Raw genomic sequence first — 25411 nt, forward strand, 5'->3', positions numbered from 1 at the left:
GCACGTCAACAGGAGGGAAACAACTCAACCCCCGCGTAGGTCTGCGATCACCTCGGACGCGATCCGCAGACGCAGGGCGAGGATCCGCGCGAGGTCGCGCAGCATCGCGTTGGCCAGCGCGGGCTCGTGCTCGAGCAGCCGGTCGAACCCCGCGGTGTCGAGCCGCACCACTTCGACGTCCGTGACCGCATCAAGCGTCGCCGAACGCGGCTTGGCGTCGAAGAACGCGAGCTCGCCGAGCACCGACGGCGCGTCGATCGTCTTGAAGGCCCCTTCGTCGCGCGGCAACCGCACACCGACGGTGCCCTCGGTCAGCAGGTAGAGCGCGCGATCCAGCTCACCCGCCTGCACGAGCGCCAAGCCGGCGCCGATCTGGCGGACCTCGGCGTGGGAGAAGATCGCCGCCCAGTCGGACGCGGTCGCCTCGGGCAGGAACAGCAGGTCGGCCGAGTTCTCGTGGGCTTCCTCGGCGAAGACGATGAAGGGACCGGCGTGCACGGCCCCAACGTACAGGGTCAGGCGGAGAATGCGGCCAAGCGCGCGGCCTCGGCCTCGACCTGCTTGCGGTGCTTCGCGCTCAAGTCCGCAAACGGCTCGATCGTCCCGTCCGGCCGCCACGCGCCCGCCACCGCGCCGTCGACCAGGAACGTCCCGACCGACTGCGGCATCTTGGTGTTGAAGATCCGCGGCCGGTGGGCCTCGGGCAGGATCAGCGCGCGCCGCGCATGGACGAGCAGGCAGGCGTCCCACGTGCCGAGGAAGCGCACCGGGGCGGACGTGTCGGCGTCCGGGAGCGGGAGGTCCGGCAGGTCGAGCAGCTCGGTGCCGTCCTCGGCCGCGAAGCGGCGGAGCTCCAAGCGCCCCAGCGCCGGCTCGACGTCCTTCGCGGTCATCCCGGCCCAGTTGGCGATCTCCGCCTTCGCCGCTGGCCCGAACCCGGTCAGGTACCGCGTGACGAGGTGGTCGAGCGCTGCCTCGGGATCGATCGGCGGCCTCGGGACCCACTCCTCAGCAAGCCCGTAGAGGTCCGCGCGGCGGCGCTCCCACGTGCCCGACGGCGGCACCCGCACCATGTCCACCCACAGCCCGATCCCATGCGCGACCGGCTTGCCCAGCAGCTCGTCGATCGCTTTCTTGCGCAGCGGGCCTTCCCGCAACGCGGCGCGCAGCGTCTCCGCCGCCGCCTCCATCTCAACGTCGCTCGGCCCCTTGGTCGCGCGCGACCACCACGTGCGGCGGGCGGCGCGGACCGGGAGGGTCAGCGGCCAGTAGTCCGCGCGCGAGCACAGATGGATCGTCACCCGCATGAGCGTGGCCTGGACCACCTCGCGCTCCTGGAGCGCCCGCGTCAGCGAGTCCCGCTCGAAGCCGGCGAGGCGCGACCACAGCCCGACGTACATCGACGGCGCATATTGCGCCTGCAGCGTGCCCATCGCGTCGAGCATCTCGGGGATCGAGCGCTCGGTGCGCTCGAGCAGCCCCTGGCGCGCGAGCAGGGCGCGATTGAGCTCGCGGGCTTTCAGCGTGGGGGGCATCCGGGTAGCTTCCCCGACCATGGCACTCGAACGTCCGCAGGCACCGGATCCGTACGACCACCTGCCGTCCAAGCCCGAGTTCACGCTCGAGAGCGACGAGGTCACCGACGGCGAGTTGATGGACAAGAGCTTCATCGCGCCGATGGCGGGGGGTGAGAGCGACCATTCGCCGCAGTTGCGCTGGTCGGGCTTCCCGGAGGAGACGAAGGGCTTCGCGGTCACCTGCTTCGACCCTGATGCCCCGACGCACAGCGGGTTCTGGCACTGGGTCCTGATCAACCTGCCCGCCTCGACCACGGAGCTCGCGAGCGGCGCCGGCAGCGGCGGGGAGCTGCCCGCGGGCGCCTTCCACGTGCGCAACGACTTTGGCGAGAGGGCGTGGGGCGGGGCGGCTCCGCCCGAGGGCGACCCGCCGCACCGCTACGTGTTCGCCGTCCACGCGCTCGACGTGGAGACGCTGGAGGGCGTGACCGAGGACGCGACACCGGCGATCGTCGGCTTCAACCTCGCGTTCCACACGCTCGCTCGCGGCGTGATGCGACCGCTCTTCGCCGCTTGATCACGCAGCGCGAGGCGTCTGGCGCAGGCCTCGCGCTGACCGTCTGGGGCCGGCGACGGCTGATCGCCGCCGCCGCGCTCGCCCTCGCCGCCCTGGCGTTGTTCGTCAGCGTCCCGGCGTACTCGGCGTTCGACTCGATCTACTCGCTCGCGTGGGGCCAGGAGCTGCTGCACGGCCGGCTCCCGAGCTTCGACGCCTACCGCGCACCCACCCAGCACCCGCTCTGGGTCGCCATCACGACGGTGCTCGCGACGCTGGGCGAGGACGGCAGTCGCGCCGTCGTCGGCGTGTGCGTGGCCGCGTTCGTCGCGCTCGTGATCGGCGGCTTCCGCCTCGCCAACGCACTCTTCGGTGAGGTCGTCGGCTGGATCTTCGCGCTGCTGTTGCTGTCGCGGCTGGACTACGGGTTCCTGGCGGCGCGCGGGTACGTGGACGTCCCGTTCCTCGCGCTCGTGGTGTGGGCGGCGGCGCTCGAGGCCGAGCGCCCGCGGCGTGGCGGCGCCGTCTGGCCGCTGCTCGCCTGCGCGGGTCTGCTGCGGCCCGAGGCGTGGCTGCTCAGCGGCGCTTACGCGCTTTATCTCCTGCTGGCCGACCGCCGGCTCCCGCGGCTCTCCGAGGTCTTTTGGGTGCTCGTGGCGCCGGTCGTCTGGACCGCCTCGGACTGGCTGGTGACGGGCGACCCGCTGTACTCGTCGAATTACACGACGCGCTCGGCGCTCTCGCTCGGCCGCCGCGTGCCGATCGAGCGGCTCCCCGAGCGCCTCGTGCACTTCATGAACGACCTGACCAAGCCGCCGGTGCTGATCGCGGGGGTGATCGGCATCGGCCTCGCGTTCGCGCTCGTCCGCCCGCGGGCGCGCCTGGCGTTGCCGAGCTTCCTGTTCGTCTTCGGCATCGCGACCTTCCTCGCGCTCTCGATCCGCGGGTTCGCGGTGATCAACCGCTACCTCGTCGTCTCAGCGCTCGCGCTGACGCTGTTCGCCGCGTTCACGCTCGGCGGGTGGTCGGTGCTGCGCACGCGGGCGCGCTGGATCTGGGCGGCGGGCGCGGGGCTGGTGATCGTGCTCGGCGCCGGCTGGACGGTCTCGCGCTTCCACTTCGAGCACATCCGCTGGGAGTTGCACAGCCGGCAGGTCGTGCACGCCGACATGGTCCGCCTGCTCGCGGACCCGCGCGTCGTCGCCGGCCGCCGCTGCGGCCCCGTGACCGTCCCGAACCACAAGCTCGTCCCCGACGTCCGCTATCTGCTCGACGCGGGCGTGGACGACGTCCTCCCGCGCACCCGCCTGCCGCATGCCGGGCAGACGACGCGCGGCGTGGCGCTGTTCGTCACCGGCGGACGCCGCTTCCTCGTCCACCCCGCCTACGGCCCGTTCGACCAGCTCGACGACGACCCGCTGATCCAGGTCCCCGGCCCGGACTTCCAGCTCGTCGCCCGCGGGACCTACCTCGCGGCGTACGTGAGCTGCGCCTGACGCACCCGCCGCCGGGCGGGCGCCTCGACCAGCCGCCAGGACGCGTAGCCGGCGGCGAGCGAGCCCGCGACCCCGGCGAGCAGCAGCACCACGAAGTCCCGGTTCGTCCCCCGCCCGAACCCCAGCGTGTTCAGGCAGAAGAGCATGACCATGAAGTGGAAGAGGAAGACGCCGAACGAGACCTTCCCGAGCCAGCGCGCGACCGGGTTGTCGGCCCACTTCACGTTCGCCCCGGCGGCCGTCAGGACCAGCGCGCCGAACGCGGCGGGGGTCGCGACGGCCAGCCAGAGCGACTGGCGCGCACCGAGCCGCGCGGCGTCGGCCGTGGCGGCGCCCGAGGCCCACAGCACGGCCAGCGCCGCCGCCAGCGCGACCACGGCCATCCAGCCGCGGATCGTGACGCCGCGCGCGTAGAGCCACGCACCCGCCATCCCCGCCGCGAAGTCGGCCGCGTACATCGGCGGGAGCGAAAGCAGACGGTCCGCGGTGGACGTGTCGGCGAGGTGCAGCGCCAGCGCCCGGAGCACGACGGTGCCCGCGACCGCCGCGACGAGCCACAGCAGCGGCCGCTTCAGGAAGGCGATGACCACGAACGGCAGCGCCACATAGAACGCGACCTCGACCGACAGCGTCCACAGCGGCGGGTCCACGCGGAAGCCGAGCGTGCCGTCGTAGCCGGGGATCAGGCGCGCCTCGACCTGCAGGAAGCTGAGGTGGGCGAGCAGCCCGTCGACGGTCGGCGGGCGCCGGTCCGCCGCCGGGCCGGCGAGCGGGTGAAAGAGGATCAGGGCGGTCGCCAGCGCGACGTAGTAGGCCGGGACGATCCGGGCGGCGCGCCGGATCGCGTAGTCCCGCCAGGCGCCGAACTCGCCGCTCCGCGCCGCGGGGAGCGTGAGCACGAACGCGCTCAGGACGAAGAACAGGTCGACGGCGAGGAACCCGCCTGAGAGCACTGCGCGTCCCCCGCCGAGCAGCGGGCCGCCGGTCAGCACCCACGCGTGGTAGACGACCATCAGGAGGGCCGCGTACCCGCGCAGCCCTTCAAGGGCGCCGACGAACCTCACCGCGCCGCGGCGGCGATGATGTCGACGACGGTCTCGTTCGAGAGCGCGGTCGAGTCGATCACGAGGTGGTAGAGCGCCGGGTCGCGGGAGTCGCAGCCGTAGAAGTGGCGCACGTAGGCCTCCCTCGCCCGGTCCCCGCTCTTGCGTAGCCGCGTCGCGTCCTCCGCCCCCAGAGCCTCCAGCCGCATCGCGTTCGCCTCACGCCGCTCGGGAGGGCCGTCGAGCCGGACGTGCAGCGCGTCGGGATGATCGCGCAGGATCACCGCGCCGGCGCGCCCGAGGATCACGGCGCCGCCCTCGGTGTGCTCCCGGATCAGCCGCTCGGTCTCGCGCCGGTAGTCCTCGCCCGCGACATAGCCCGCCTGGACCATCGCGCCCGCCAGCTCCGGCAGCAGCGCGAACGTCGACACGAGCCGGCCGATCGCGTCGCCGAGCGACTCGTCGTGGGCGAGCGCCTCGTCGAGCGGGACCTGCAGCCGATCCGCGACCCGCGTCGGAATCGCGCGGTCGAGGAACTCGACCCCGAGGCGCTTGGCCACTGCGGGGCCGATCTGGCTCCCGCCGGCCCCATAGGACGCGGAAATGGTGACGAGCGGCGGCGTGCGCGGAGGTTAGCTGTGCCAGATGACAGTGGGCGTTCCGGGGAGGCGGGCGGCTTCCGCCTCGGCGGCGTCGCGGTCGACGGCGGCGAACGGCTCGATCGTCACCGTGTCCCCGTCGCGGGCCCACACGCCCGCCATCACGCCGTCCACCAGCAGGACGGGAGAGAACCAGCCGCCGGGCCGGTAGATGCGCTCGGGTGCCGGCGTCGCGCGGTCATCGCGCGGCGCGGCGACGACGTACTGGTCGAACGCGGGCAGCAATCTGACCACGCCTTCCGGCTCGGCCGCCTCGCAGGCGGCGACGTCGGCGCCGAGCATCCACCCGAACGCGGTCTCGGTCACCTCGGCGCCGAGCGCCTTGATCCAGCGGCCGGGCGCGGCGGGTGACGGCGCGCCGAACCACTTCGCGAAGTCCTCGCGCGTGGCCGGGCCGTAGCGCGTGAGGAAGCGACGGGCGAGCTCCTTCGTCGCCGCCTCGACCGGCATCCGCTCGAACGGCTTTGGGAGCGCGAACCGCACGTTCTGGCCGGCGGACTCGGCGAAGATCAGGTCGCCGCGGAACGCGACCGGCTTGAGCAGGTCGCCGTACCCGCGGCTCAGGCCGGCGTGGACGCGGTCGCTGAGCTCGTCGCGGGTGAGCGGGCCGGCGCGCAGCGCGTTCGGGACGTCGACCAGGATCGACTGCGCCTCCTCAGCCGTGAGCTCGAAGTGCCTGAGCCACGCGTTCTGCTCGTACCGGGGCTTCAATCCGCCCTGCGCGCCCACATAGAGCGGCAGCTCGTCGGTGCGCAGCAGGTGCAGCGTGCCGCGCATCGCCCAGGTCTTGACGAGGCGCTGCGGGTCCTTCCAGAGCAGATCCTCGACGTCCGGCGGCTCCTGCACCCGCGCCCACAACGTCAGCTGGGCGGAGGACAGCACCTGGGCGTGCAGGCCGCAGATGTCGGAGATGACCTGCAGCGGGTCGGTGGAGCGGCGGGCGAGATGCTGGCGGGCGACCCGCCAGGCGAGGACCGACTCCCAGCGCACCGGCTAGGCGGCGATCGAGGCCTCGAGGCGGTGCTCGGCTCCCACCAGCGCCTGGATCGAGGTCGCACCGGCGGTGTGGGCGCGGCGGGCGAGCTCGTCGTTGAGGCGCTTGGGCCAGAGCGGGCCGCCGTAGACGAACCCCGTGTAGCCCTGGACGAGCGTCGCGCCGGCGAGGATGCGATCCCACGCGTCCTGGGCCGTCTCGATCCCGCCGACGGACACGAGCGGCAGCTCGTCGCCGACGCGGGCGTACAGGCGCCGCAGCACCTCCAGCGAGCGGGCCTTCAGCGGCGCGCCGGACACGCCGCCGGGCAGTCCGGGGTCGGTGGTGAGGCCGTCGCGTGAGATCGTCGTATTGGTGGCGATCAGCCCGCCGACCTTGCGGGCGACGGCGAAGTCCGCGACCGCGTCGAGCTCGTCGTCGCCGAGGTCGGGCGCGATCTTGATCAGCACGGGCTTGGAGAGGTGCAGGGCGGCGAGCTCGGCCTCGACGGCGTCCAGGAGCTCACCGAGATGCTCGACGGTCTGCAGCTCGCGCAGACCCGGGGTGTTGGGCGAGCTGACGTTGAGGACGATGAAGTCGGCGAGCGGGGCGAGTTGGGAGACCGTCGCCCGGTAGTCGGCGGCGGCCTCGTCGAGCGGCGCGACCTTGGACTTGCCGACGTTGACGGCGACGATCCCCCGCGGGCCGCGGCGGGCGAGGTGCTGGGCGGCGAGTTTGGCGCCCGGATTCGGGAAGCCCATCGCGTTGAGCAGGCCGCGGTCCTCAATCAGCCGGTGCACGCGCGGGCGCGGGTTGCCTTGCTGCGGGACCGCCGTGATCGTCCCGATCTCGACGAACCCGAAGCCGAGCGCATTGAGACCCTCGAACGCCGTGACCTCCTTGTCCATGCCGGCGGGCACGCCCAGCGGGCTCGCGAAGGACAACCCGAACGCCTGGACGCGGAGCACCGGGTCGCGCGGCGCGAGCGCGCGGCGCATGAGCCCGAGGACCGGCGGGAATCTCGCGGTGAAGGCCAGCGCGGACATTCCGAGGCGATGCGCCGATTCCGCGTCCAGCCGCCGGAGCAGGTGCTTGAAGAGGAGCTCGTACGGGCGCACGCAAGGTCAGCGTATCGGCACGCTGCCACCCTAAGTGCGGTGCTCCGCCTCCGCGTCGCGCTGGTCGCCGCCGTTCTCGCCGCCTGCGTGGTCATCGCGCTGGTCCTGCGCCCGACCACCAAGGGAGACGAGAACGTCCCCGTCATCCCGACCCCTCCCGGCGCCAAGAACGGGCGGGCGGTGTCGGACCCGTTCGCGTGGACTCAGAACCGCTCGGCCGACCTTTCCGCGCGCGCCGCCGCGGGGACCGCGCACCTGCTCTACACCCGCTCTCCCAACGGCGCGGCGGTGACCGCGGAGCGCGTCGCGCGCTACCGCAAGCCGATCGAGCGCGCCGCCAAGGCCGCGGGCGTGGACCCGAACCGGCTCGAGGCGCTCGTGTTCCTGGAGAGCGCCGGGCGGCCCGAAGCGCAGGCGCCGGGCGGCGTGCAGAGCGCCGCGGGGCTGACGCAGATCCTCGCCGAGACCGCGACGGGCCTGCTCGGAATGAAGGTCGACACGGTGAAGAGCGCGAGCTACACGCGGCGGTTCAACCAGGCGCTGCGCGACGGGAACTTGCCGCGAGCGGCGGCCTTGAACCGCGCGCGGCGGCGGGTCGACGATCGCTTCGATCCCGCGAAGGCTTTGGCCGGGACGGCGCGCTACCTGAAGATCGCGCGGGAGCGGTTCGGGCGCCAGGACCTCGCGTTCGTCTCCTACCACATGGGGATCGGGAACCTCGAGAACGTCCTGAAGGCGTTCGGCGGCGGCCGCCGCTCGTACGCCGAGCTGTACTTCGACTCGACGCCGTTGCGCCACGCGAAGGCGTACGCGAAGCTGGCGAGCTTCGGGGACGATTCCTCCAACTACTACTGGAAGCTCTCCGCCGCGATGCAGATCATGCACCTCGCCCGCACCGACAAGGACCGCCTCGTCCGGACCGCGCAGCTGCAGACGGCCGACGACAGCGCCCGCACGCTCCTGCTCGACGGTGCACCACAGGGCGATCTGCGCTCGCTGCCCAACGTCACCGCCGACACATCGCTGGCCGCCGCGCCCGGCGTGAAGCTGCGACCGGAGGCGCTCGGCGCCGCGCTCTACGCCGCGGCGCAGGTGCGCGAGATCTCCAAGGCGCCGACGCTCCGCGTGACCGGCGCCGACGACGGCGGCTGGACCTTCCGCGTCTCGCGCACGTACTCGTCGCCGGAGCAGGCGCAGGCCTTCCAGTTCGCGCTCGACCGCCTCCAGGTCCTCAACGTGATCGCGTGGTCGCGCGCGGCCAGCTCGATCTCCATCACCGCCTCCCGCGACGCGAAGGTGCTCGAACCGCTGCTCGACCGACTCGGAGGCAAAGCCAAGTGACCGACGCCATCCGGACCCCCGACGTCCTGCTCGACGGGCTGGACGGCTTCGACTGGGCGCCGGCGTTCCGCTCGTGGGACGGCCTGCGGCTCGCCCACGTCGACCTCGGCGACGGCGCCCCCGTGGTGATGCTGCACGGCGAGCCCACGTGGAGCTACCTCTGGCGCAACGTCGCCCCGCCGGTCGTCGCCGCCGGGCACCGCGTGATCCTCCCGGACCTGGTGGGCTTCGGCCGCTCGGACAAGCCGATCGACGAGCGCTGGTACTCCTACGACCGCCACACCGCGGCCATCGGCGCGCTCCTCGAGCACCTCGACCTGCGCGACGCCACGTTCGTCCTGCACGACTGGGGCGGCCCGATCGGCCTCCGGCTCGCGGTCGAGCACCGCGCGCGGGTCTCCCGCCTCGTGCTGATGGACACCGGCATCTTCACCGGCCAGCACGGGATGAGCGACGCCTGGCACCGCTTCGCGGACTTCGTCGACCGCGTGGACGAGCTACCGGTGGGCCTGGTGGTGCGCCGCGGGTGCGCGGTCGACCCGGGCGACGAGGTCGCCGCCGCCTACGACGCGCCGTTTCCGTCGGAGGCGAGCAAGGCGGGTGCGCGGGCGTTCCCGGGGCTCGTGCCTTTGACGCCGGCCGATGTGGGTGCGACGACGGGCCACGAGGTCTTGACCGCTCTGCGGGACGATCAGCGGCCGACTTTGCTGCTCTGGGGTGCGGAGGACCGGCCGCTGCCTCTGTCGGCGGGTGAGCGGTTTGCCTCCGAGCTCGGTGTCCCGGCGCCGCGGGTGATCGCGGGTGCCGGACACTTCCTCCAGGAGGACCGGGGCGACGAGGTCGGCGCGATCATCGCTGACTGGCTGGTGGGCTGAAAGGCCGAACGTGCGCGTTTAAGGCGCGCATCTTGGGTTTCGATCAGGTTCGCACCGTATCCCAGCACGACATTTCGAGCCGACTGAGCCGCGCACCGAGCGAACACACGGCAGGCAGCAACGAAGGGCGCGCCACTCCCCCTCCCCCACCCGGCGCAGTTGACTTTCGTCCCTACGCCGCGTCCTCGAGCAACACTTCGTCCGCCCCCGGAGCGCTCGCATTCGCCCGCGCCTCGTACGCCGCCCGCGCCCGCGGATCCGTCGCCACGACCCGGTTGGAGTTCATCCCCCGCGACACCGCCTCGCGCCACGTGCGCGGCAGCACAGCGCCGAGCCACATGATCGCCGACAGGCGGCGCGGCGCCCAGACGTCGAAGCGCGGGACCTTGATCGCGGCGATCGTCGAGGCGGCGATCTCCTCCGGCGTGACCCGCTTGACCATGCGCAGGTCCGGGACGCCGGAGGCGAGCTCGGTCTTGGCGAAGCCGGGCATGACCACGGTGACCTCGACGCCGGTGCCGCGCAGCTCGGCGCGGACGGATTCCGAGAGGCCGATGACGGCGTGCTTGGTCGCGACGTAGGTGGCGAGGCCCGGGGCGGCGGCGCGGCCGGCCAGCGAGGCGATGTTGACGATGTGGCCGGTGCCGCGCGGCTTCATGCGCCGCATCGCCTCCTGCGTGCCGTGGATGACTGCATGCAGGTTGATCTCGAGCTGGCGGGTGATGCTCGCGTCGGTCTCTTCGTCCAGCGGCGTGACCATCATGATCCCGGCGTTGTTGATCATGATGTCGAGCGGGCCGAGACGGCGCTCGACCTCGTCGAGGAACGCGGTGAAGCCGGGACGATCGGTGACGTCGAGGGCGAGGCCGATGGAGCCGTTGCCGAGCTCGGCTGCCGCGGCGGAGGCGGCGCCGGCGTCGAGGTCGCCGATCGCGACGACGACCCCCTCTCGTGCGAGCGCGCGGGCCAGCGCCTGACCGATGCCGCGGGCGCCGCCCGTGACGACGGCGACCTTGCCGCTCAGCGAGCGGGGAGATTTGGACATGACGTCAATTATGGAGGCCGATTTGGCCAATCAGGGGCAACTTGTGTCGAGACTCACAGGAAGGCGCCGCTCGGCAGATAGGGATGGAACCCGCCGACGTCACCGCCCAGGAAGAGCAGGCCGTTCGCGCCCCTGACGTCGAGACCGGCCTCGAGCAGCACGGGTACCGCCCACTGCTGGGCCGCGTCCAGGTAACCGACCCGCGTCTGACCGGTCACGCGAGAGAGCACGCCGCGCAGCACCGCGGCCGCGCTGTCCTCGTCGAGTGCGGCCATCGTGCGCAGGGACTCTTCGCCGAAGAAGGCGTACCCGCGCTCGGGCAACACATACAGGGTCTGGCCCATCGCCAGCAGCGTCTCGATGCTCGAGCGGCGCGCTCCGCCGCGGGCGAAGCGGTCCACGGTCTCGCAGAACCCGATGTCGTCGGCGGTGCCGACGCGGAACCCGGCAGGCGCCGTCACGCCCTTCGGAGTGCCGGTGGCCAGGAAGCATGGGTGCAGGTCGAGCCCGAGGCGCGAGTAGGCGCGGACCGCGCGCGCGTCGGCCGAGGAGAGGATGATCCGGCCCTTCGCGTCGCTCGCGTACGCATGGGCGCGGCGCAGGAGCTCGGAGCCGACGCCGGCGGACTGCGTCCCGGGGCGGACGATCAGGAGCGAGAGGCCCCAGATGCCCTCGCGCTTGGTCGCCAGCGCACAGCCCGCGAGGCCCTGCTCGTCCTCGGCGACCCACGAGCCTTCAGGGTCCTGGGTCACGAACATGCGGTAGCGCAATGCGGCCGCGTCCAGGTCCGGCGGAGGCGGTTCGGGCTCCTCGCCCATGCGCCGTGAGAGATCGTCGAACGTCGCACCGGTCAGCTCCATCGCGGCACGGACGTCATCCAGGGTCATCGGTCGGATCACCGGCATGCGGCCTAGCCTAAAGACGATGAGCAGCTTCTCGCTCGACGGCCAGCGTCTCGCCTATACCGTCCACGGCGAAGGCCCGCGCCTGACGATCCTCCTGCATGGACTGCTGTTCTCGCAGTACATGCACGAGTCGCTCGCACAGTCATTGGCGGAGCGCGGGCACCGCGTGGTCACGCTCGATCTGCTCGGGCACGGCGAGTCCGACCGCCCGACCGACAAGTGGCGCTACTCGATGCCGGCCTTCGGCGCCCAGATCGTGGCGCTGCTCGACCACCTCGGCGAGCCGGAGGCGGTCGTGATGGGCACGTCGCTGGGCGCGAACGCGGCGCTGGAGGCGGTCGCGCGCGCGCCGGAGCGCTTCCGCGGCATGGTCATCGAGATGCCGGTGCTCGACCACGCGCTGCTCGGGGCCGCGCTCGCCTTCACGCCGCTGATGCTCGCGCTGACCGCGGGAGAGCCGGCGATGCGGCTGCTGGCACGGGCGGCGCGGCTCATCCCGCGGCGGACGCTGCCGTGGCAGGCCGACATCCTGCTCGACTGGATCCGCCAGGACCCCGAGCCGAGCGCCGCGGTGCTCCAAGGCCTGTTCTTCGGCCGCACCGCGCCGCCGCGCGAGGAGCGGCGGAAGCTGGAGACGCCGGCGCTGGTGATCGGCCACCAGTACGACCTCATCCACCCGTTCTCGGACGCGGGTATGTTGGTCAGCGAGCTGCCCAACGCACGGCTGTTGGAAGCCAGCTCGCTGCTCGAGCTCCGGGTGGCGCCGCGCCGTCTGACGGGCGAGATCGCGGGTTTCGCCGAGCAGTGCTGGCGCCCGCGCGCGGCGCGTTCGCGCGCTCGCGCGTCGTAAACACAGAATTCGTCGCTACCCTCACGCACCGGATGTCGAGTCGCCAAGAGGAGAAGGAGCGCCGCAAGCGCGAGCGCCAGGAACGCGAAGCCGCCGAACAGGCAGGCGCCGCCCGACGCAAGCGGATGCAGCTCGTATTCGGCGGGGTGCTCGGCTCCGTCGCCGTGATCGCGGTCGTGCTCGTCCTCGTCTTCGTGGTCGGCAACAGCAGCAGCGACGATCCCGCCGCCAGCGTGCCCAAGGGCTCCGCGGCGATCCCGGCGCAGCAGATCTCCGACATCAAGAAGGCCGCCGCGGCCGCCGGCTGCACGCTCAAGGACGCCCCCAACGAGGGCGCCGGGCACATCGAGAAGGAATTCAAGCCGTCGGACTACAAGCAGAACCCGCCGACGTCGGGCAACCACTTCCCCGAGTGGTACCAGGACGGGATCTACAACCCGGGTGACACGCCGGAGCTCGGCAAGCTCGTGCACACGCTCGAGCACGGCCGGATCGACGTCCAGTACGCGCCCGGCACGCCGGCCACGACCGTGGCCCAGCTCGAGACGTTCTTCAAGGAGAACGAGGACGGCTACCACATGCTGCTCTTCCAGAACGGCACCAAGATGCCGTTCGCGGTCGCGGCCACCGCGTGGGATCACCAGCTCGGCTGCAAGACCATGAACCCCAAGGTCTTCGACGCGCTGCGGACCTTCCGCGAGACCTACATCGACAAGGGTCCCGAGGTCGTGCCGTAGGGACTACTGGCGCCAGCCACCGGTCTCGCCTCGATAGAGGCCGTGACCGGTGAGCGCCATGCGGGCCGAGAGGTAGAGGATCCGCAGGTCGAGCCGCAGCGACGCGTGCTCGAGGTACCAGATGTCCAGCTCGATCCGTTCGGGCCAGGGCAGTGACGCGCGGCCGTTGACCTGCGCCCAGCCGCCGAGGCCAGGGCGCACCGCGAGCCGCCGGCGCTGCCGGTCGGTGTAGGCGTCGACCTGCTTGCGCAGCGTCGGGCGCGGCCCGATCAGCGACATCTCGCCGCGGAGCACGTTGACCAGGTTCGGCAGCTCGTCGATCGACGTCCGGCGCAGCAGCGCGCCCACGCGGGTGATGCGCGCGTCGCCCTCGTCGACCGCCATCCCCGCGCCGATGTGCTCGGCGCCGGAGACCATCGTCCGCAGCTTGATGACCTCGAAGTCGTGTCCGTCCTTGCCCACCCGCGGCTGGCGGTAGATCGGGTGGCCGTGGGACTCGAGCCTCACCGCCGCCGCGGCGAGCGCGATGACCGGCGCGGCGACGAGCAGCGCTCCACCCGAGAGCGCCACGTCGAGCGCGCGCTTGCGGCGCGAGTACAGGTATGGCGCGACCGTCACCGCGTGCCCTCCGGCGCGTCCCACCCGGCGGGCGTGCCGTGGCGCAGCCAGTCGTACAGGCCGGCGGCGAGCGCCGCGGTCGTGAGCACGTAGTAGCGGGCGACCAGCGTCGGCTTCGCCTTCACTCCGGAGAAGGCGGCGAGCACCAGCGCCGCCTGGGCCGCCGCCGCGAGCCGGTAGATGCGCCCTGAGCGCAGCAGGGCGAGCGTCGCGAGGCCCGTGAGGAGGTGCAGGAACGGCGTGCCGTAGCGCAGCAGGCGGTGGCTGACGATCATCAGCGCGTAGAGCGGCGAGTAGCCGCGCGGGTCGGCGAGGCCGCCCTTGATCACGATCGGCCAGCCGTGGGACATCATGCGGCGCTTGCGCGCCCACTCGCCCTCGATCGACGGGACCATCTTCTCCTCCGCGCGCGCCGCCGGCTGGTAGACCGCCCGCCAGCCGTTCTTGACCATCCGGAAGGGGAACGAGAGGTCGTGGCCCATGATCGGGTCGACCTCGACGTAGGCCTCCTTGCGCACCGCGTAGATCGCGCCGTTGCCCCCCGTGACCGACGCCAGCGCGGACTCCTGCGCGCGCAGGAACATCTCGTAGCGCCAGTACAGGCCCTCCTGGTTGGTCCCGGCCTCGTTGGTGAATGTCACCTGGCCGCAGACGTAGCCGACGTCCGCGTCCGCGAACGGCTTGACCAGCTGCGTGAGGGCGTCCGGCGCCCACAGCGCGTTGGCGTCGCCGAACGCGACGACCTCCCCGCGCGCCGCGCGCACCGCGGCGTCCTGCGCGCGGATCTTGCCGCCCCGGGGGAGCTCGAGCACGAGGTCCGCGCCGGCCGCGCGGGCGCGCGCGGCGGTCGCGTCGCTCGCCCCGTCGACGGCGACGATCACCTCGAGCCGCTCTCGCGGCCAGTACAGCGCGAGCGCGTTGGCGACCTTCGCCGCGATCACCGACTCCTCGTTGTAGGCCGCGACCACCAGCGAGACCGAGGGTTCGAACTCGCCGGTCGGCGCGACCGGCGGCGAGCCCTTCAGGCGGCGCAGCAGCGCCAAGGCGGGTGCGTAGAGCACCTGCGTCCAGGCGATCAATCCGGCGGAGATCCAGAACAGTGCGCGCAAGGCGGCGAGCATGGTGGCAGGTGCGGCACAATCCCCGCTGTGCTGACCGACGGCGTGATCACCCTCCGCCCGCCCCGCGACGACGACGCGGAGGCGCTCTTCGTCGCCTGCCAGGACCCCGAGATCCAGCGCTGGACCGGCGTCCCCAAGCCCTACCTGCGCGAGCACGCCGACGCCTACCTCGCGCGGGTCGTCGCCGAGCGCGAGGCCGGGAAGTCGCACGCGTTCCTGGCGATCGGCCAGGACGGCGCCCTGCTGGGCAACATCAGCGTGATGGAGCTCGACCGGGCGCCCGGCTACGGCGAGCTCGGCTACTGGGTCGCCCGCGACGCGCGCGGCAAGGGCGTCGCGTCAGCCGCGGTCACGCTCCTGCGCGACTGGTCGGCCGCCGAGCTCGGGCTCGAGCTGATCGAGCTGCTGATCGACATCGAGAACATCGGCTCGCAGCGGGTGGCCGAGAGCACCGGGTTCCTCGACACCGGCGAGCGGCGCCCCGCCCCGCGCCAGACGGAATCTGCCGAGCCGACCCACGCGGTCTACGCCTGGAGCCCCGCGTAGAGCTCCAGCGTGCGCTGGGCGATGGCGTCCCAGCCCAGCGGGCCGTCGGCCGCCGCGCGTGACGCCGCGGCCATGCGGTCGAGCTTCGACGGATCCGCCAGCAGCGCGGTGAGCGCGGCGGCGAGGGCGTGCGAATCGCCCGGCGGGACGAGCTCGGCGCCGTCGATCTCCGGGAACCCGCCGACGGACGTCAGCAGCAGCGGCTTGCCGAAGGCCAGCGCGGTGAACAGCACGCCGGACTGGTCGATCTCGCGGTACGGGAGCACGACGAGGTCCGCGGCCTCGAACGCACCCGCCAGCTCCGCCCCTGAGACGAAGCGCAGCGCGGTGCGCACGTTGGGGCCGTGGATGAACGAGGCATCCATGCGCGGCATGCCCACCACCCACAGCTCGGCGTCCGGCGCCGCCTCCCGCCACGCCTCCAGCAGCACGTCGAGGCCCTTGTAGGGCCGGATCAGGCCGAAGAAGAGCACCACCGGCTTGGTCTTGGCGAACAGCGGCTCGGGCGCGGTGCGCGCGAGGTTGTCGAGCACGCCGTGCGGGATCACGTGGACCTTCCCCGGGTCGAGCCGCAGCTCGTCGCGCAGCCGCGCGGCGCCGTGTTCGGAGTGCACGACGATCGCGTCCATCCGCTCATAGAGCCTGCGCTGCCCGCTCAGCTGGCTCGGCTTGGGCTCGCGCGGGAGGACGTCGTGGGCGGTGAGCACGCGCGGGCGCCTGCGGGGGAGCAGGTGGGCGTCGAGCGCCTGCACGGGCAGCCACTGGAAGTGCACGACGTCGGCGCGTGCCGCGCTGCGCCGGTAGCGGAGCATGTCCGGCACGTGCTGCGCCAGCCGGGCGTAGCGGCGGCCGGCGGGCGGCGCCCAGCGGTAGAACGCCTCGCGCACGGTCACGCCTTCGGCCTCCGGCACGTCGCCGTAGCCGAAGCGGCTCGTGATCAGCTCGACCTCGGCACCTGCGCGGGCGAGCGCCGACGCGAGGGCCCGGTCGTAGGGCGGCGTGAAGGCCGCCGGATCGACCAGGTGGACGCGCACGGGTTCCAGACTACGAACCCGTCAACATGAGAACGTCCGCATGTCAACAGGGGCCCCGTACGGCAAGATGCAAACCGCCTTGTCCGTCGAGATCAGCTTCTGCGTCGTCAATACCGAGCAGCGTGGCCTCCTGCGCTACTGCCTCGACGCGATCGCGCGCGAACGCGCGACGGTCGACTTCGAAACCGAGGTCCTGGTGCTCGACAACGCCTCACGGGACGGCTCGGCGGACGTGGCGCGCCAGCACCCGGTCACCACGGAGGTGATCGCGCTCACCGAGCGCCGAGGCAAAGGCGTCAACGACTCAGAGCTCCTGCGGCGCGCCCGAGGGCGGTTCTGCCTGCTGCTCAACGAGGACTCCGAGCTCGAACCGGGCGCGACGGTCGCGCTGCACGCCGCGCTCGCCTCCGACGAGCGTGCCGGAGCGGCGGGGGCGATGCTCGTTCGCCCCGACGGCGAGCAGCAACCCTCGGCCTGGCGCTTTCCCTCCCCGGGCAGCGCGCTGATGACGGCGATGTTCCTGCACAAGGCGTTCGTGGTGCAGAGCACGGGCGAGGACGTGCGGTCGGTCGACTGGGTGCAGTCGGCGGCGATGCTCGTCCGCCGCGAGGCCGCGGTCCAGATCGGCTACTTCGACCCGCAGTTCTTCGTGTACTCCGACGAGGTCGACTTCTGCCGGCGGCTGGCCGGCGCCGGCTGGCACACGCTCTACGTGCCGAGCGCGAGGGCCGTGCATCACGAGCAGCTCTCGACCGGCAACGTCCCGACGCGCCGGATCGTCGAGTTCTCGCGCAACCGCGACCGCTACATGCGCAAGCACCACTCCGCGGTGTCGGCGGCGCTGGTGCGCTACCTCACGGCCTACGCGTACGCGCTGCGGGCGGCGGGTGCGCTGGTCCTCCCGGGGCACGACCCCAAGCGCTACGCCAAGCACGTCACGGCGACGCTGCGCCCGAATCGCGGCGAGGGCCTCGCCGAGGGCGCGGAGGAGTTCAACCGGCAACTGAAGCCCGGGCCCTGAGCACGAGCTTGCGGGCGGCCAGCAGTTCGCCCGGGCGGAAGAAGCGGGCGGCGTAGAGGACGGGTGGGATGGCGGCGAGCGCGAGCGCGCGGGTGATGAAGCCGACGGCGCCGCTCGTGGGCAGCAGCAGTTCCCCCGCGACCGCGATCCCACCCGCGACGAGCGTGAAGCGCGCCAGCCGTCCCCACTCGAACGCGACCGGGAACAGGTTCCGGATCAGCGCCCACATCACGACGAGCATCACCACGTAGGCACCGGCGAGGGCGATGCCGGCGCCGGCGATGCCCAGCGGCGGGACCAGCAGGGCGAGCAGCGCGACGTTCACGATCAGCCCGACGAGGGCCGCGGGCGCGTTGCGGACCGTGACCTGCGCGCGCCCGGCCATCGCCACGAGGACCAGGAACAGGCCATAGAGCGCCCAGCCGAGGCTCACCCAGGGCAGAGCCTCATGCGCCTGGAAGTACTCGGGAGCGGCGAAGACGCGCACGAGCCAGCGGCCGAGAAGGACGAGACCCGCGACGACGACGCCCGTGAAGAGCACGTAGTAGGTGGTGATGCGGGCGTAGACGCGGCTCGCCTCGGCGTCGTCCTCGATGCTGTAGGCGAGTGGGGGCCAGGCGTACTGGAACGCCCTGACCGTGAAAACGACGATGCCGGCGAGCTTGACCGAGATCGAGTACAGACCCGCCTCGGCGGCGTCCTCGAAGCGGAACAGCCAGAAGCGGTCGATGAAGAACAGCGCGAAGACCGAGACCTCCGCGGGAACGGTCGGGAGCCCGAAGCGCAGCATCGGGCCGAGCTGGGCGCGATCGATTCCGCCCGGCCGGAAGCCGAAGGCGTCGCGCTGCGTCCACCACAGGCCGATCACGACGACGGCGCTGGCGACGTAGTTGCCGAGCAGGAGGCCGACCGCGCCTTCGTCGCGGATGACCACGAGGTAGATCGTGAGCAGGACGGTCAGCGCCACGTTGATCAGCGAGGCGGTCGCGAACGCCCGCGCGTTCTCCTCCACCCTCAGCAGCGCGTACGCGAGCTCGAGGTTCGTGAACGCCCACAGGCCGAGCGCCGCGGCGCGGATCACGCCGGGCTGGTCGGTGTCGAGCAGCGCGTGGCTGATCGGGTCCGCGAGCAGGCTGATCGCGATCGCCGCGAGGGTGGTCGCGATGAACAGCGAGCCGGTGGCGGTTCGCGCGAGCTTGCGGCGCCGCTCCGGATCCGTGTCGAGGAAGTGGAAGCGCACCAGCGCCTCCCCGAGCCCCAGGCGCAGGATGATGCTGACGAGGATGATCGTCGTCAGCATCAGCTCCGCGGTGCCGTAATCGGCGGGCGTGAGGTGGTGCGTATAGATCGGCAGCAGCGCGAGCGCGACCACCTTCGAGACCGCGTCGGCGAGCTGGTACGCCGCCCCGGCGCGCAGCAGCCGTCGCAGATAGCTCGTCATCGCGCTGCAAGACGCTAGCGTCAAGGCATGACCGACCCCGCTGGCGGCTTCGGATGGCGTGCCGGCAGCACGCCCTACACGCTCGGCGGAATCGCCGAGCGGGCCGCGCGCGCGACCGGCGAAGAGCCGCCGCTGATCTGCGTCCTGCTGCTCCCCCGCCAGCTCGAGCACTTCATCCTGCGCGACCAGGCGCAGGACCTGCTCGACGCCCCGGGCGTGGTCGCCGTCGAGCCCGCCCGCGTGCCTTACGGCGCCTACTTGCGGCTGCCCGCGTCAGTCGCCGACGGGCTCGCCGCGACCCAGGCCCGGCGGCTGCGCCTCCCGGGCGTGCCGCGCGCGATCGTCATCTTCCACCCGCTCCAGTACCCGCTCGCCCGCGGCCTGATCGCCATGCATCCCGACGCCGAGCTCTGGTACTGGCGCTGGGACCGCTACGAGGTCGCCTACGACGCCTCCCCGCGCCAGCGGGCGCGGCTGGAGGAACTGCACCTGGCCGCGTCGCTGCGGGCGGCCGTGACGGTCGTAGTGTCCGAGGCTCTGGGCGACCTCGCCCGCGAGGAGGGCGGGACGCCGCTGCTCGTCCCGCTCGCCGCCGACTCCTTTCCAGCACCCGCGCCGGGCTCGGCGGTGGTCGCCGTGTCGCTCGGGCACCTCGGCCACCGCACCGACTGGAAGCTGCTGCGCGAGATCTCCGAGGCGATGCCCGAGCTCGTCCTGCTGCTGATCGGCGAGTGGCACGAGGACGAGTCCGGCCGCGACCCCGACTTCCAAGCGTGCCGCCGAGCGCCGAACCTCGTCTGGCTCGGCCGGCGATCCGACGAGGAGGCCGCGCGCCTGATCCTGCTGGCGGACGTGGGGATCGTGCCGTTCGAGCGCTCCGAGTTCAACGACACCGCCCTGCCGTACCGGATCCTCAAGTACGCGCGACTCGGGCGGCGGACGATCTCGCCCGACCTGGCGGGGGTGCGGACGTGGGAGCGGGCGGTGACGATCGCGTCGTCCGTCGACGAGTGGGTGGTCGCTTTGCGGGCGTGCGCGGGGGTGCGCACGGCGCCTGACCTGGAGTTGCGCGAGTGGGCGTTTGCCCAGTCGGCGCATACGCAGAACAAGCCGCTGTGGGAGCGGATGGAGGCGCTGGGGATCGAGAGTGGGCGGTTGGGGTCTGAGCGGGTGTGAGTGGGTGAAAGTCAACTGCGCCGGGTGGGGGAGGGGGAAGTGGCGCGCCCTTCGGGTCTGACTCCCGTGCACCACACCTTGTCCGCCTGCCCACGCTGAGACGCCGCGCCGGGACACCGACAGTTACGGGCGTGGTGCTGACACCCCCGTCCGCGCCGGGCCTTCCGGTGATCGGTTACGGCGAGCAAAGAAGTCATGCGCGAGGGGGTGATGAACAAATGCGTCCTGTGAGGACTCAATTGTTCGTCACCCCTACCAGCGCGCCAACTCGACCAGTGCGAACCTGATCGAAACCCGCGATCTGTCCCTCAAACGCGCACGGTCAACCACGGCGACCGGGACAACCGCGAGTGCGGGACACACTGACCAGCCCACGCCCGTAACTGTCGGTATCCCAGCACCACACTTCGACCCAACAGAGCCGTGCCGCGACCCGGACTCACGGCGAGTCAGACCCGGAGGGTGCGCCACTCCCCCCTCCCCCACCCGGCGCAGTTGACTTTCGTCAACACCGCCGATACGCAGCCAACAGACCGTGCCGCGCCACCGGCGAGAACCCGGGACTCGGCAGGTTCACCGACGGCGACGTCCCCGCCGCGAACCCGTACCGCATCAACGCCTTCTGGCCCAGCGCGAAGACCTCCACGCCCGACGACCGGCGCTGCGCGGATCGTGCCCCGACGACGGCGTCCGGAAGATGCCACTTCGAGTCCGGCACCAAGCGGTAGGTCGGGAACGTCAGCGGCCCGCAGCGCAGCCCCGCCCGCACCTGCGGGTCGTCGAGCGTGGCGATCAGGGAGTCGTGGGTCGCGCGGATGAAGCGCAGCTCCTCGCGCACGTTCGACAGCGACGGCGCGAGGATGAGCAGGCCGATCGCGCCCACGACCGTCGCCGCGGCCGACCCGCGCGCCCACCACAGCCGCCAAGGATGATCGTGCGCCAAAGCCGTGAACCCCACGAGCGCGTAGCCCGCGAACAGGCACAGCGCGACCGACGGGACGGTCAGGTAGCGCGGGAGGATCGAGAGGCCCAGGGCACCGGTGCCGACGAACGTGATCACGCCCGCCGCGAACAGCGCCAGCGGCACCCGCATGCGCTCCCACCCCATGATCCGCCACGCCAGCACGAAGCCGATCGGCGCCAGCGCCGCGACCGGCGGCCGGACCGTCGCGCCGACGAACGAGACGAACGAGCCGGGGACGTGCTGCAACCCGCGCACGCGCCCGAGGTCGTCGGCGAGGTCGGAGGTCGCGTGCAGGGAGTGCAGCGGGTCGCCGGTGACGATCCAATCCGACAGCGCCCAGACCACAGGCGCGAACACCACGGCCACCGTGATCCACACGCGCCGCTCTGACCCCCGCACGTACCAGAGCCAGGCCAGACCCGCCAGCACCCACGCCTCGGGCCGCAGCAGGCCCGCAAGGACCAGCAGGACCCACGGCGAGCGGTCAGTCGCCGCCAGCACACCCGCCCAGACGACCAGGGCGAGGAACGGCGCGTCGACGTACCCGCGCGCCGCGTAGAGCAGGAACGACGCGCTCGCGGCGACGAAGAGCGCCGCGACGAGCCCGCTCCAGCGCCCGAAGACCGCCGCGCCGAGCCGGTAGGTCCCGAAGACCAGCGCCGCGTGCGAGAGCAGGCACACGAGCACCAGGGCGCGATCCGCGCTCTCGCCGAAGACCAAGCCCAGCACGGCGCCGAGCGCCACGTAGAGCGGGTGCTGCGTCGGCGCGGCGTACGCGGTGAAGGTCGGCTCCATCCCGTGCAGCAACTGCCGCCCCCACACCAGGTGGTAGTAGGAGTCGTAGTTGGGATAGGTGCGCGTGATCGCCCACACGAGCACCGCGACGCCCACTGCCAGCGCCGCCGCCGCGTACTCGACCGGCCGCGCGAAGCGGCTGCCGGTCACTGGAGCGAGCGCGCCACGACCGCCGGCTCGCGTCGGTGGCCGTTGAGGGCCGCCGCGACGTCCTCGTCCGCCTCGCCTCGCTCACCGGGCGGGAACGCGAGGGCGGTGCCGAGGGCGAGCAGTGTCCACGTCACCGGATCCTCGAGGAACGCGGCGTAGAGCCACGTGTGCAACACCAGCGCGGCGAAGCCGGCGGCGATCGCCGCTCGGACGGGCGACCCCCGCGCGCCCCGCAGCAGCCGGACGAACGCGAGCGCCAACAGCGCCACGTAGGCGAGGAAGCCGACGATCCCCTGCTCAGCCGCGACCGTGATCGGGATCGTGTGCGACGCGGCGACCGCCTCGCGGCCGGAGCTCTTCTCGTGACCGCGGTACTCGGCGGCGAACGACCCCGAGCCCCAACCGAGGAGCGGCTTCTCGCGGGCGAGGTCGATGCCGCCGCGCATCAGGTCAAAGCGCCCGGAGGTCGCCTTGTCGACGGACCCCGAGTCGCCGAGGTCCAGCCGCAGCGCGTGCGGGAACGCGAAGACGATGACGGCGCCCGCCACGACCGCCACCGCCACCGGCGCCGCCACGACACGACCACCCCAGCGCAGCCAGGCCAGCACCGTGAGGCCCAGCAACAGTGCCGCGAAGCTCGACTGCGAGAGCGTCGTGATCAGCCCGCCCCACAGGATGACGAGCGCCACGATCGTCAACCAGATCGACCGCGCCCGCTTGGCCCAGATCAGCACCGACGCCAACCCGATCATCACCAACGCGAGGAAGCGCCCGTAGATGTTCGGATCGAAGAACAGCGAGTTGACGCGGAAGTACTCCTCCACCTGGTTGGAGGCGATGACCTTCGGGTTCAGCAGCAGGCTGCGCGTCTGGAACTCCCAGAAGCCGATCGCGGTGAAGATCAGCGCGAGCGCCACGAGCGCGCCCCCGCCCCAGGCCAGTTGCTGCGGCGTCCACGGCAGCCCGCGCAGGAGCGCGAAGAGCAGCATGAACGGCACGTAGAAGAACACCACCTGCTCGAGCGCCTTGGCCGAGTCGTCCGCGTAGACGCTCTGCAACGCGTAGAGCACGATGCCGCCGACCAGCACCCACTCCAGCGCTCCGGCCCGCTCCGCCGGCACCTCACCCGCCCGCCGGGTCCCGAGCCGCGGTACGAGCCACGCCACCGCGCCCGCCCCGATCACGACGTAGAGCGGCACCAGGAGGTTCGACGTCGACCCACCCGACTGCACGGGCACGCGGAACGGCAAGGCCGCCAGCGCCGCCACGCCCAGCACCCCCGGGCGACGGGCGAACAACCACGCCAACGCGCCCATGCACGCCAACCCCACGCACGCCGCCACCAGCGCCAGCGCGCCACGGTTGCGCACGGACTCAAGCTGCGGCGAGTTCCAGATCTCCGAGAGCAGCAGGACCGGCGTCAGGACGAGCGCGCCGAGCATCGCCCACGCGCGCCCGCGCACCGTCCGTGCGACCACGGCACCCGCCGCGCACGTGGCCGCGAGCACCATGCCGCCGACGAGCACCCCGTCGCTGAAGGCTGCCGTATCGCTCATTTGGTCGACCGGATCCGTGGTTGCACGCCGCGCAGGATGTCGATGATGTTGCGCGTCACCTGTGAGACATTGCTGTCAGCGAGCTTGGATGTCCACTCCGGCAGGCCGACGCGGATGACGACGCCCTTGCCGAGCTGGGTCGCAGCCAGGGCGGGGCGGATCTCTCGCGGGTCCTTGCCCGAGGACACCGACGCGGCCTCTTCCTCCGGCGTCAGCGGCTGCCCGACGGACGCGAGGTCGGCCTTGCCGTCCACCAGCGTCGACTCCTGCAGCACCTTGAACCCCGGCAGGTCGTTCGCGCCCTCCATCAGCCCGTACTCCGTCGAGCCGTCGAACTGCGAGAGCGTCGCCGGCGCCGCGAGCGTGCGCGTCTTGCCGATCCGCGCGCCGAAGGGATCCGTCGACGTCGGCTGCGTGGCCCGCGACAGCGTCCCGGAGTCCTCGGCGTCGAACACCCGCAGCCGCACGCCGCGGAGCATCGTGTCGCCGCCGAAGAGCGCGACGTGGCCGCCGTCGGTCACGTAGCGGCGCAAGCGCTTCGCCAGGGTCCGCGTGATCCAGCGCTCGCTGCCCGCGAACAGCACGCCCGGGCGGTCGGAAGCGCGGGGATTGCGCGTGAGGTCGAGGTCCAGGTCACTCGTGAGGTCGTAGCGGATCCGCTGGCGATCGAGGAAGACGAGCAGCGGCGCGATCTGCGTCGCGAAGCCGGCCGGGAGGCCGTCGTCGCCCACGAACGCCCGCGGCCAGCGAACGGTGCCGCCGTCGGTCAGCGTGTTCGGGAGCCCGTCGAACGGCCGGTCGTCGACCTTGTCGGTGCCCAGCCACGACACCGCGGGGACGACCACGAGCACGCTCGAACGCTTCTCGGCCTGGACCAGGAACGGCACGGTCGTGTGCCAGCGCCCGGCGCGCAGCTCGAGCAGGTACACGCCCGACGGACCCTTGGGTGCGCGGAACGCGAGCACCGGCGCGGTCTCGGTGCCGCGCTTGCGGACCGCCGAGTCGCCTACGCGGCGCACACGCCAGCGATAGGCGGCGCCGCGCGCGTCGACGTGGACCTCGACCCGCTGCCCTTCGGTCACGGGCCGCAGCGGCGGCTGGGCGGCCAACCCGCGCACGGTGATGCCCGGGCGGCCGCGGATCGCGCCCACCGCGAACTCGGCGGGCGAGACGCCGACGTTGCGCGCCGTGTCGCGCACGCGCACCTGCACCAGATAGGTCCCCGGGGGCAGCGGCTTGCCGTCGACCAGCCCGTCCCAGACCTTGCGGTTGAACCCGCCCTTGAGCGGCGGCAGGTCGGCGATCTTGCGCGGCTTGCCCTCGTCCGTGCGGTAGAGCGAGAAGCGCGTCGGGAAGCGCGACACACCGCGGACGTAGATCAGCACCCGCCGGTCGCCCTGCGAGATGACGTTGCCCATGTGCTTCGTGTCCGAGCACTTGAACCCGATGCAGGCCACGGGGTCCGGCGCCTTGGTGTCGACCGTCATCGTCTTCTGGATCGTCGCCGAGCGCCCCTCGTTGCGCATCGCCACCCGCAGCCGGTAGCGCCCGTCGGGCACGCGCCCGCCGGCGTCGTCGGTGCCGTCCCACTTCAGGCGCAGCGGGCGATAGCGCTGCACCGCGACGTTCTCGGCCAGCCGCTTGACGCGGTCGCCGTCGAGATTGACCACGTCGACCGTGGCGTCATCGGCCACGCGCAGCGTGATCGAGAACTGGTTGACGTCGCGCTGTCCGTCGCCGTTGGGCGAGAAGTAGCGATCGACCGAGGCGGCCTCGATGTACGGAGGCGTGCTCTTGAGCCGCTGCGCCACGAAGAAGGCAGAGAACGAGGCGCCGACGAGCACCAGGAAGGTGACCCTGGCGACGAGCGTCAC

At 72.2% G+C, this 25411-nt stretch carries 24 protein-coding genes; 9 read left to right on the plus strand and 15 right to left on the minus strand.

All coding sequences use genetic code 11. The annotated features are described in order from the left end of the window. Nucleotides 1-24: 24 nt before the first annotated feature. Together OM076_RS16530 and OM076_RS16535 are read right to left on the minus strand one after the other, a co-directional pair. Complete coding sequence (locus OM076_RS16530) at nt 25-498, minus strand: Crp/Fnr family transcriptional regulator (RefSeq protein ID WP_270041125.1); 474 nt, start codon at nt 496-498, stop codon at nt 25-27. A gap of 17 nt (nt 499-515) precedes the next feature. Beyond that, nucleotides 516-1535, minus strand: a complete 1020-nt coding sequence (locus tag OM076_RS16535) for a winged helix DNA-binding domain-containing protein (protein WP_270041126.1) — start codon at nt 1533-1535, stop codon at nt 516-518. A 19-nt stretch (nt 1536-1554) separates the two neighbouring features. On the opposite strand from OM076_RS16535, the gene OM076_RS16540 reads away from it, so the two are divergent. Together OM076_RS16540 and OM076_RS16545 are read left to right on the plus strand one after the other, a co-directional pair. Then, the gene (locus OM076_RS16540) at nt 1555-2094 is read left to right on the plus strand and encodes a YbhB/YbcL family Raf kinase inhibitor-like protein (RefSeq protein WP_270041128.1); all 540 of its coding nucleotides are present in this window, start codon (nt 1555-1557) and stop codon (nt 2092-2094) included. Further along, nucleotides 2091-3569 carry a glycosyltransferase family protein gene (locus tag OM076_RS16545; protein WP_270041129.1) on the plus strand — a complete coding sequence of 493 codons (1479 nt, stop codon included), beginning with the start codon at nt 2091-2093 and terminating at the stop codon, nt 3567-3569. The genes OM076_RS16540 and OM076_RS16545 overlap by 4 nt, the downstream gene beginning before the upstream one ends. On the opposite strand, the gene OM076_RS16550 is transcribed toward OM076_RS16545, so the two are convergent. Genes OM076_RS16550 through OM076_RS16565 form a run of 4 tightly spaced genes read right to left on the minus strand, consistent with a single transcriptional unit; the run spans nt 3539 to nt 7362 of the window. Continuing rightward, nucleotides 3539-4633: an acyltransferase family protein gene (locus OM076_RS16550; RefSeq protein WP_270041131.1), complete on the minus strand. Its 1095-nt coding sequence runs from the start codon at nt 4631-4633 to the stop codon at nt 3539-3541. The genes OM076_RS16545 and OM076_RS16550 overlap by 31 nt on opposite strands. Beyond that, a complete protein-coding gene (locus tag OM076_RS16555; protein WP_270041296.1) occupies nt 4630-5217 on the minus strand; it encodes a cytidylate kinase-like family protein in 588 nt (195 codons plus the stop codon). The genes OM076_RS16550 and OM076_RS16555 overlap by 4 nt, the downstream gene beginning before the upstream one ends. A 27-nt stretch (nt 5218-5244) precedes the next feature. After that, a complete protein-coding gene (locus OM076_RS16560) occupies nt 5245-6261 on the minus strand; it encodes a winged helix DNA-binding domain-containing protein (protein ID WP_270041132.1) in 1017 nt (338 codons plus the stop codon). A 3-nt stretch (nt 6262-6264) separates the two neighbouring features. Then, nucleotides 6265-7362 (minus strand): quinone-dependent dihydroorotate dehydrogenase, encoded by a 1098-nt coding sequence (locus OM076_RS16565; protein ID WP_270041133.1) that lies wholly within the window; start codon nt 7360-7362, stop codon nt 6265-6267. 39 nt (nt 7363-7401) lie between these two features. Between OM076_RS16565 and OM076_RS46130 the strand changes: the two genes are divergently transcribed. Beyond that, the gene (locus OM076_RS46130; RefSeq protein ID WP_270041134.1) at nt 7402-8703 is read left to right on the plus strand and encodes a transglycosylase SLT domain-containing protein; all 1302 of its coding nucleotides are present in this window, start codon (nt 7402-7404) and stop codon (nt 8701-8703) included. After that, a complete protein-coding gene (locus OM076_RS16575; protein WP_270041135.1) occupies nt 8700-9578 on the plus strand; it encodes a haloalkane dehalogenase in 879 nt (292 codons plus the stop codon). The genes OM076_RS46130 and OM076_RS16575 overlap by 4 nt, the downstream gene beginning before the upstream one ends. Nucleotides 9579-9750: 172 nt before the next feature. Here OM076_RS16575 and OM076_RS16580 read toward each other — a convergent pair whose 3' ends face one another. Together OM076_RS16580 and OM076_RS16585 are read right to left on the minus strand one after the other, a co-directional pair. Continuing rightward, the gene (locus OM076_RS16580) at nt 9751-10623 is read right to left on the minus strand and encodes an SDR family oxidoreductase (RefSeq protein ID WP_270041136.1); all 873 of its coding nucleotides are present in this window, start codon (nt 10621-10623) and stop codon (nt 9751-9753) included. Between the two features lie 53 nt (nt 10624-10676). Further along, the gene (locus OM076_RS16585; protein ID WP_270041137.1) at nt 10677-11528 is read right to left on the minus strand and encodes a GNAT family N-acetyltransferase; all 852 of its coding nucleotides are present in this window, start codon (nt 11526-11528) and stop codon (nt 10677-10679) included. Between the two features lie 19 nt (nt 11529-11547). Here OM076_RS16585 and OM076_RS16590 point away from each other — a divergent pair, with 19 nt between their 5' ends. After that, nucleotides 11548-12378 carry an alpha/beta fold hydrolase gene (locus tag OM076_RS16590; protein WP_270041138.1) on the plus strand — a complete coding sequence of 277 codons (831 nt, stop codon included), beginning with the start codon at nt 11548-11550 and terminating at the stop codon, nt 12376-12378. Nucleotides 12379-12410: 32 nt separating this feature from the next. Next, nucleotides 12411-13115, plus strand: a complete 705-nt coding sequence (locus OM076_RS16595; protein WP_270041139.1) for a DUF3105 domain-containing protein — start codon at nt 12411-12413, stop codon at nt 13113-13115. 3 nt (nt 13116-13118) lie between these two features. Here the strand turns inward: OM076_RS16595 and OM076_RS16600 are convergent, their stop codons facing one another. Together OM076_RS16600 and OM076_RS16605 are read right to left on the minus strand one after the other, a co-directional pair. Then, on the minus strand, nt 13119-13733 hold the full coding sequence (locus OM076_RS16600) for a sugar transferase (protein ID WP_270041140.1): 615 nt from the start codon (nt 13731-13733) through the stop codon (nt 13119-13121). Continuing rightward, the gene (locus OM076_RS16605) at nt 13730-14842 is read right to left on the minus strand and encodes a glycosyltransferase (RefSeq protein ID WP_270041141.1); all 1113 of its coding nucleotides are present in this window, start codon (nt 14840-14842) and stop codon (nt 13730-13732) included. Before OM076_RS16605 ends, OM076_RS16600 begins: the two co-directional genes overlap by 4 nt. A gap of 39 nt (nt 14843-14881) precedes the next feature. Here OM076_RS16605 and OM076_RS16610 point away from each other — a divergent pair, with 39 nt between their 5' ends. Beyond that, a complete protein-coding gene (locus OM076_RS16610; RefSeq protein ID WP_270041142.1) occupies nt 14882-15400 on the plus strand; it encodes a GNAT family N-acetyltransferase in 519 nt (172 codons plus the stop codon). On the opposite strand, the gene OM076_RS16615 is transcribed toward OM076_RS16610, so the two are convergent. Beyond that, entirely contained in the window at nt 15379-16434 is a 1056-nt protein-coding gene (locus OM076_RS16615; RefSeq protein WP_270041143.1) for a glycosyltransferase, read from the minus strand. The two genes, OM076_RS16610 and OM076_RS16615, sit on opposite strands and share 22 nt — an antisense overlap. Before the next feature lie 79 nt (nt 16435-16513). Between OM076_RS16615 and OM076_RS16620 the strand changes: the two genes are divergently transcribed. Continuing rightward, complete coding sequence (locus OM076_RS16620) at nt 16514-17455, plus strand: glycosyltransferase family 2 protein (protein WP_270041144.1); 942 nt, start codon at nt 16514-16516, stop codon at nt 17453-17455. On the opposite strand, the gene OM076_RS16625 is transcribed toward OM076_RS16620, so the two are convergent. Beyond that, complete coding sequence (locus OM076_RS16625; RefSeq protein WP_270041145.1) at nt 17427-18896, minus strand: lipopolysaccharide biosynthesis protein; 1470 nt, start codon at nt 18894-18896, stop codon at nt 17427-17429. The two genes, OM076_RS16620 and OM076_RS16625, sit on opposite strands and share 29 nt — an antisense overlap. A 27-nt stretch (nt 18897-18923) precedes the next feature. Here OM076_RS16625 and OM076_RS16630 point away from each other — a divergent pair, with 27 nt between their 5' ends. Then, the gene (locus OM076_RS16630) at nt 18924-20072 is read left to right on the plus strand and encodes a glycosyltransferase family protein (protein WP_270041146.1); all 1149 of its coding nucleotides are present in this window, start codon (nt 18924-18926) and stop codon (nt 20070-20072) included. Between the two features lie 505 nt (nt 20073-20577). Here OM076_RS16630 and OM076_RS16635 read toward each other — a convergent pair. Genes OM076_RS16635 through OM076_RS16645 form a run of 3 tightly spaced genes read right to left on the minus strand, consistent with a single transcriptional unit; the run spans nt 20578 to nt 25411 of the window. Continuing rightward, nucleotides 20578-21981 (minus strand): hypothetical protein, encoded by a 1404-nt coding sequence (locus OM076_RS16635; RefSeq protein ID WP_270041147.1) that lies wholly within the window; start codon nt 21979-21981, stop codon nt 20578-20580. Next, on the minus strand, nt 21978-23537 hold the full coding sequence (locus tag OM076_RS16640; RefSeq protein WP_270041148.1) for an O-antigen ligase family protein: 1560 nt from the start codon (nt 23535-23537) through the stop codon (nt 21978-21980). Before OM076_RS16640 ends, OM076_RS16635 begins: the two co-directional genes overlap by 4 nt. Continuing rightward, nucleotides 23534-25411, minus strand: coding sequence for a N,N-dimethylformamidase beta subunit family domain-containing protein (locus OM076_RS16645; RefSeq protein ID WP_270041149.1), 1878 nt, complete (start codon nt 25409-25411; stop codon nt 23534-23536). The genes OM076_RS16640 and OM076_RS16645 overlap by 4 nt, the downstream gene beginning before the upstream one ends.

This window comes from Solirubrobacter ginsenosidimutans (assembly GCF_027587205.1).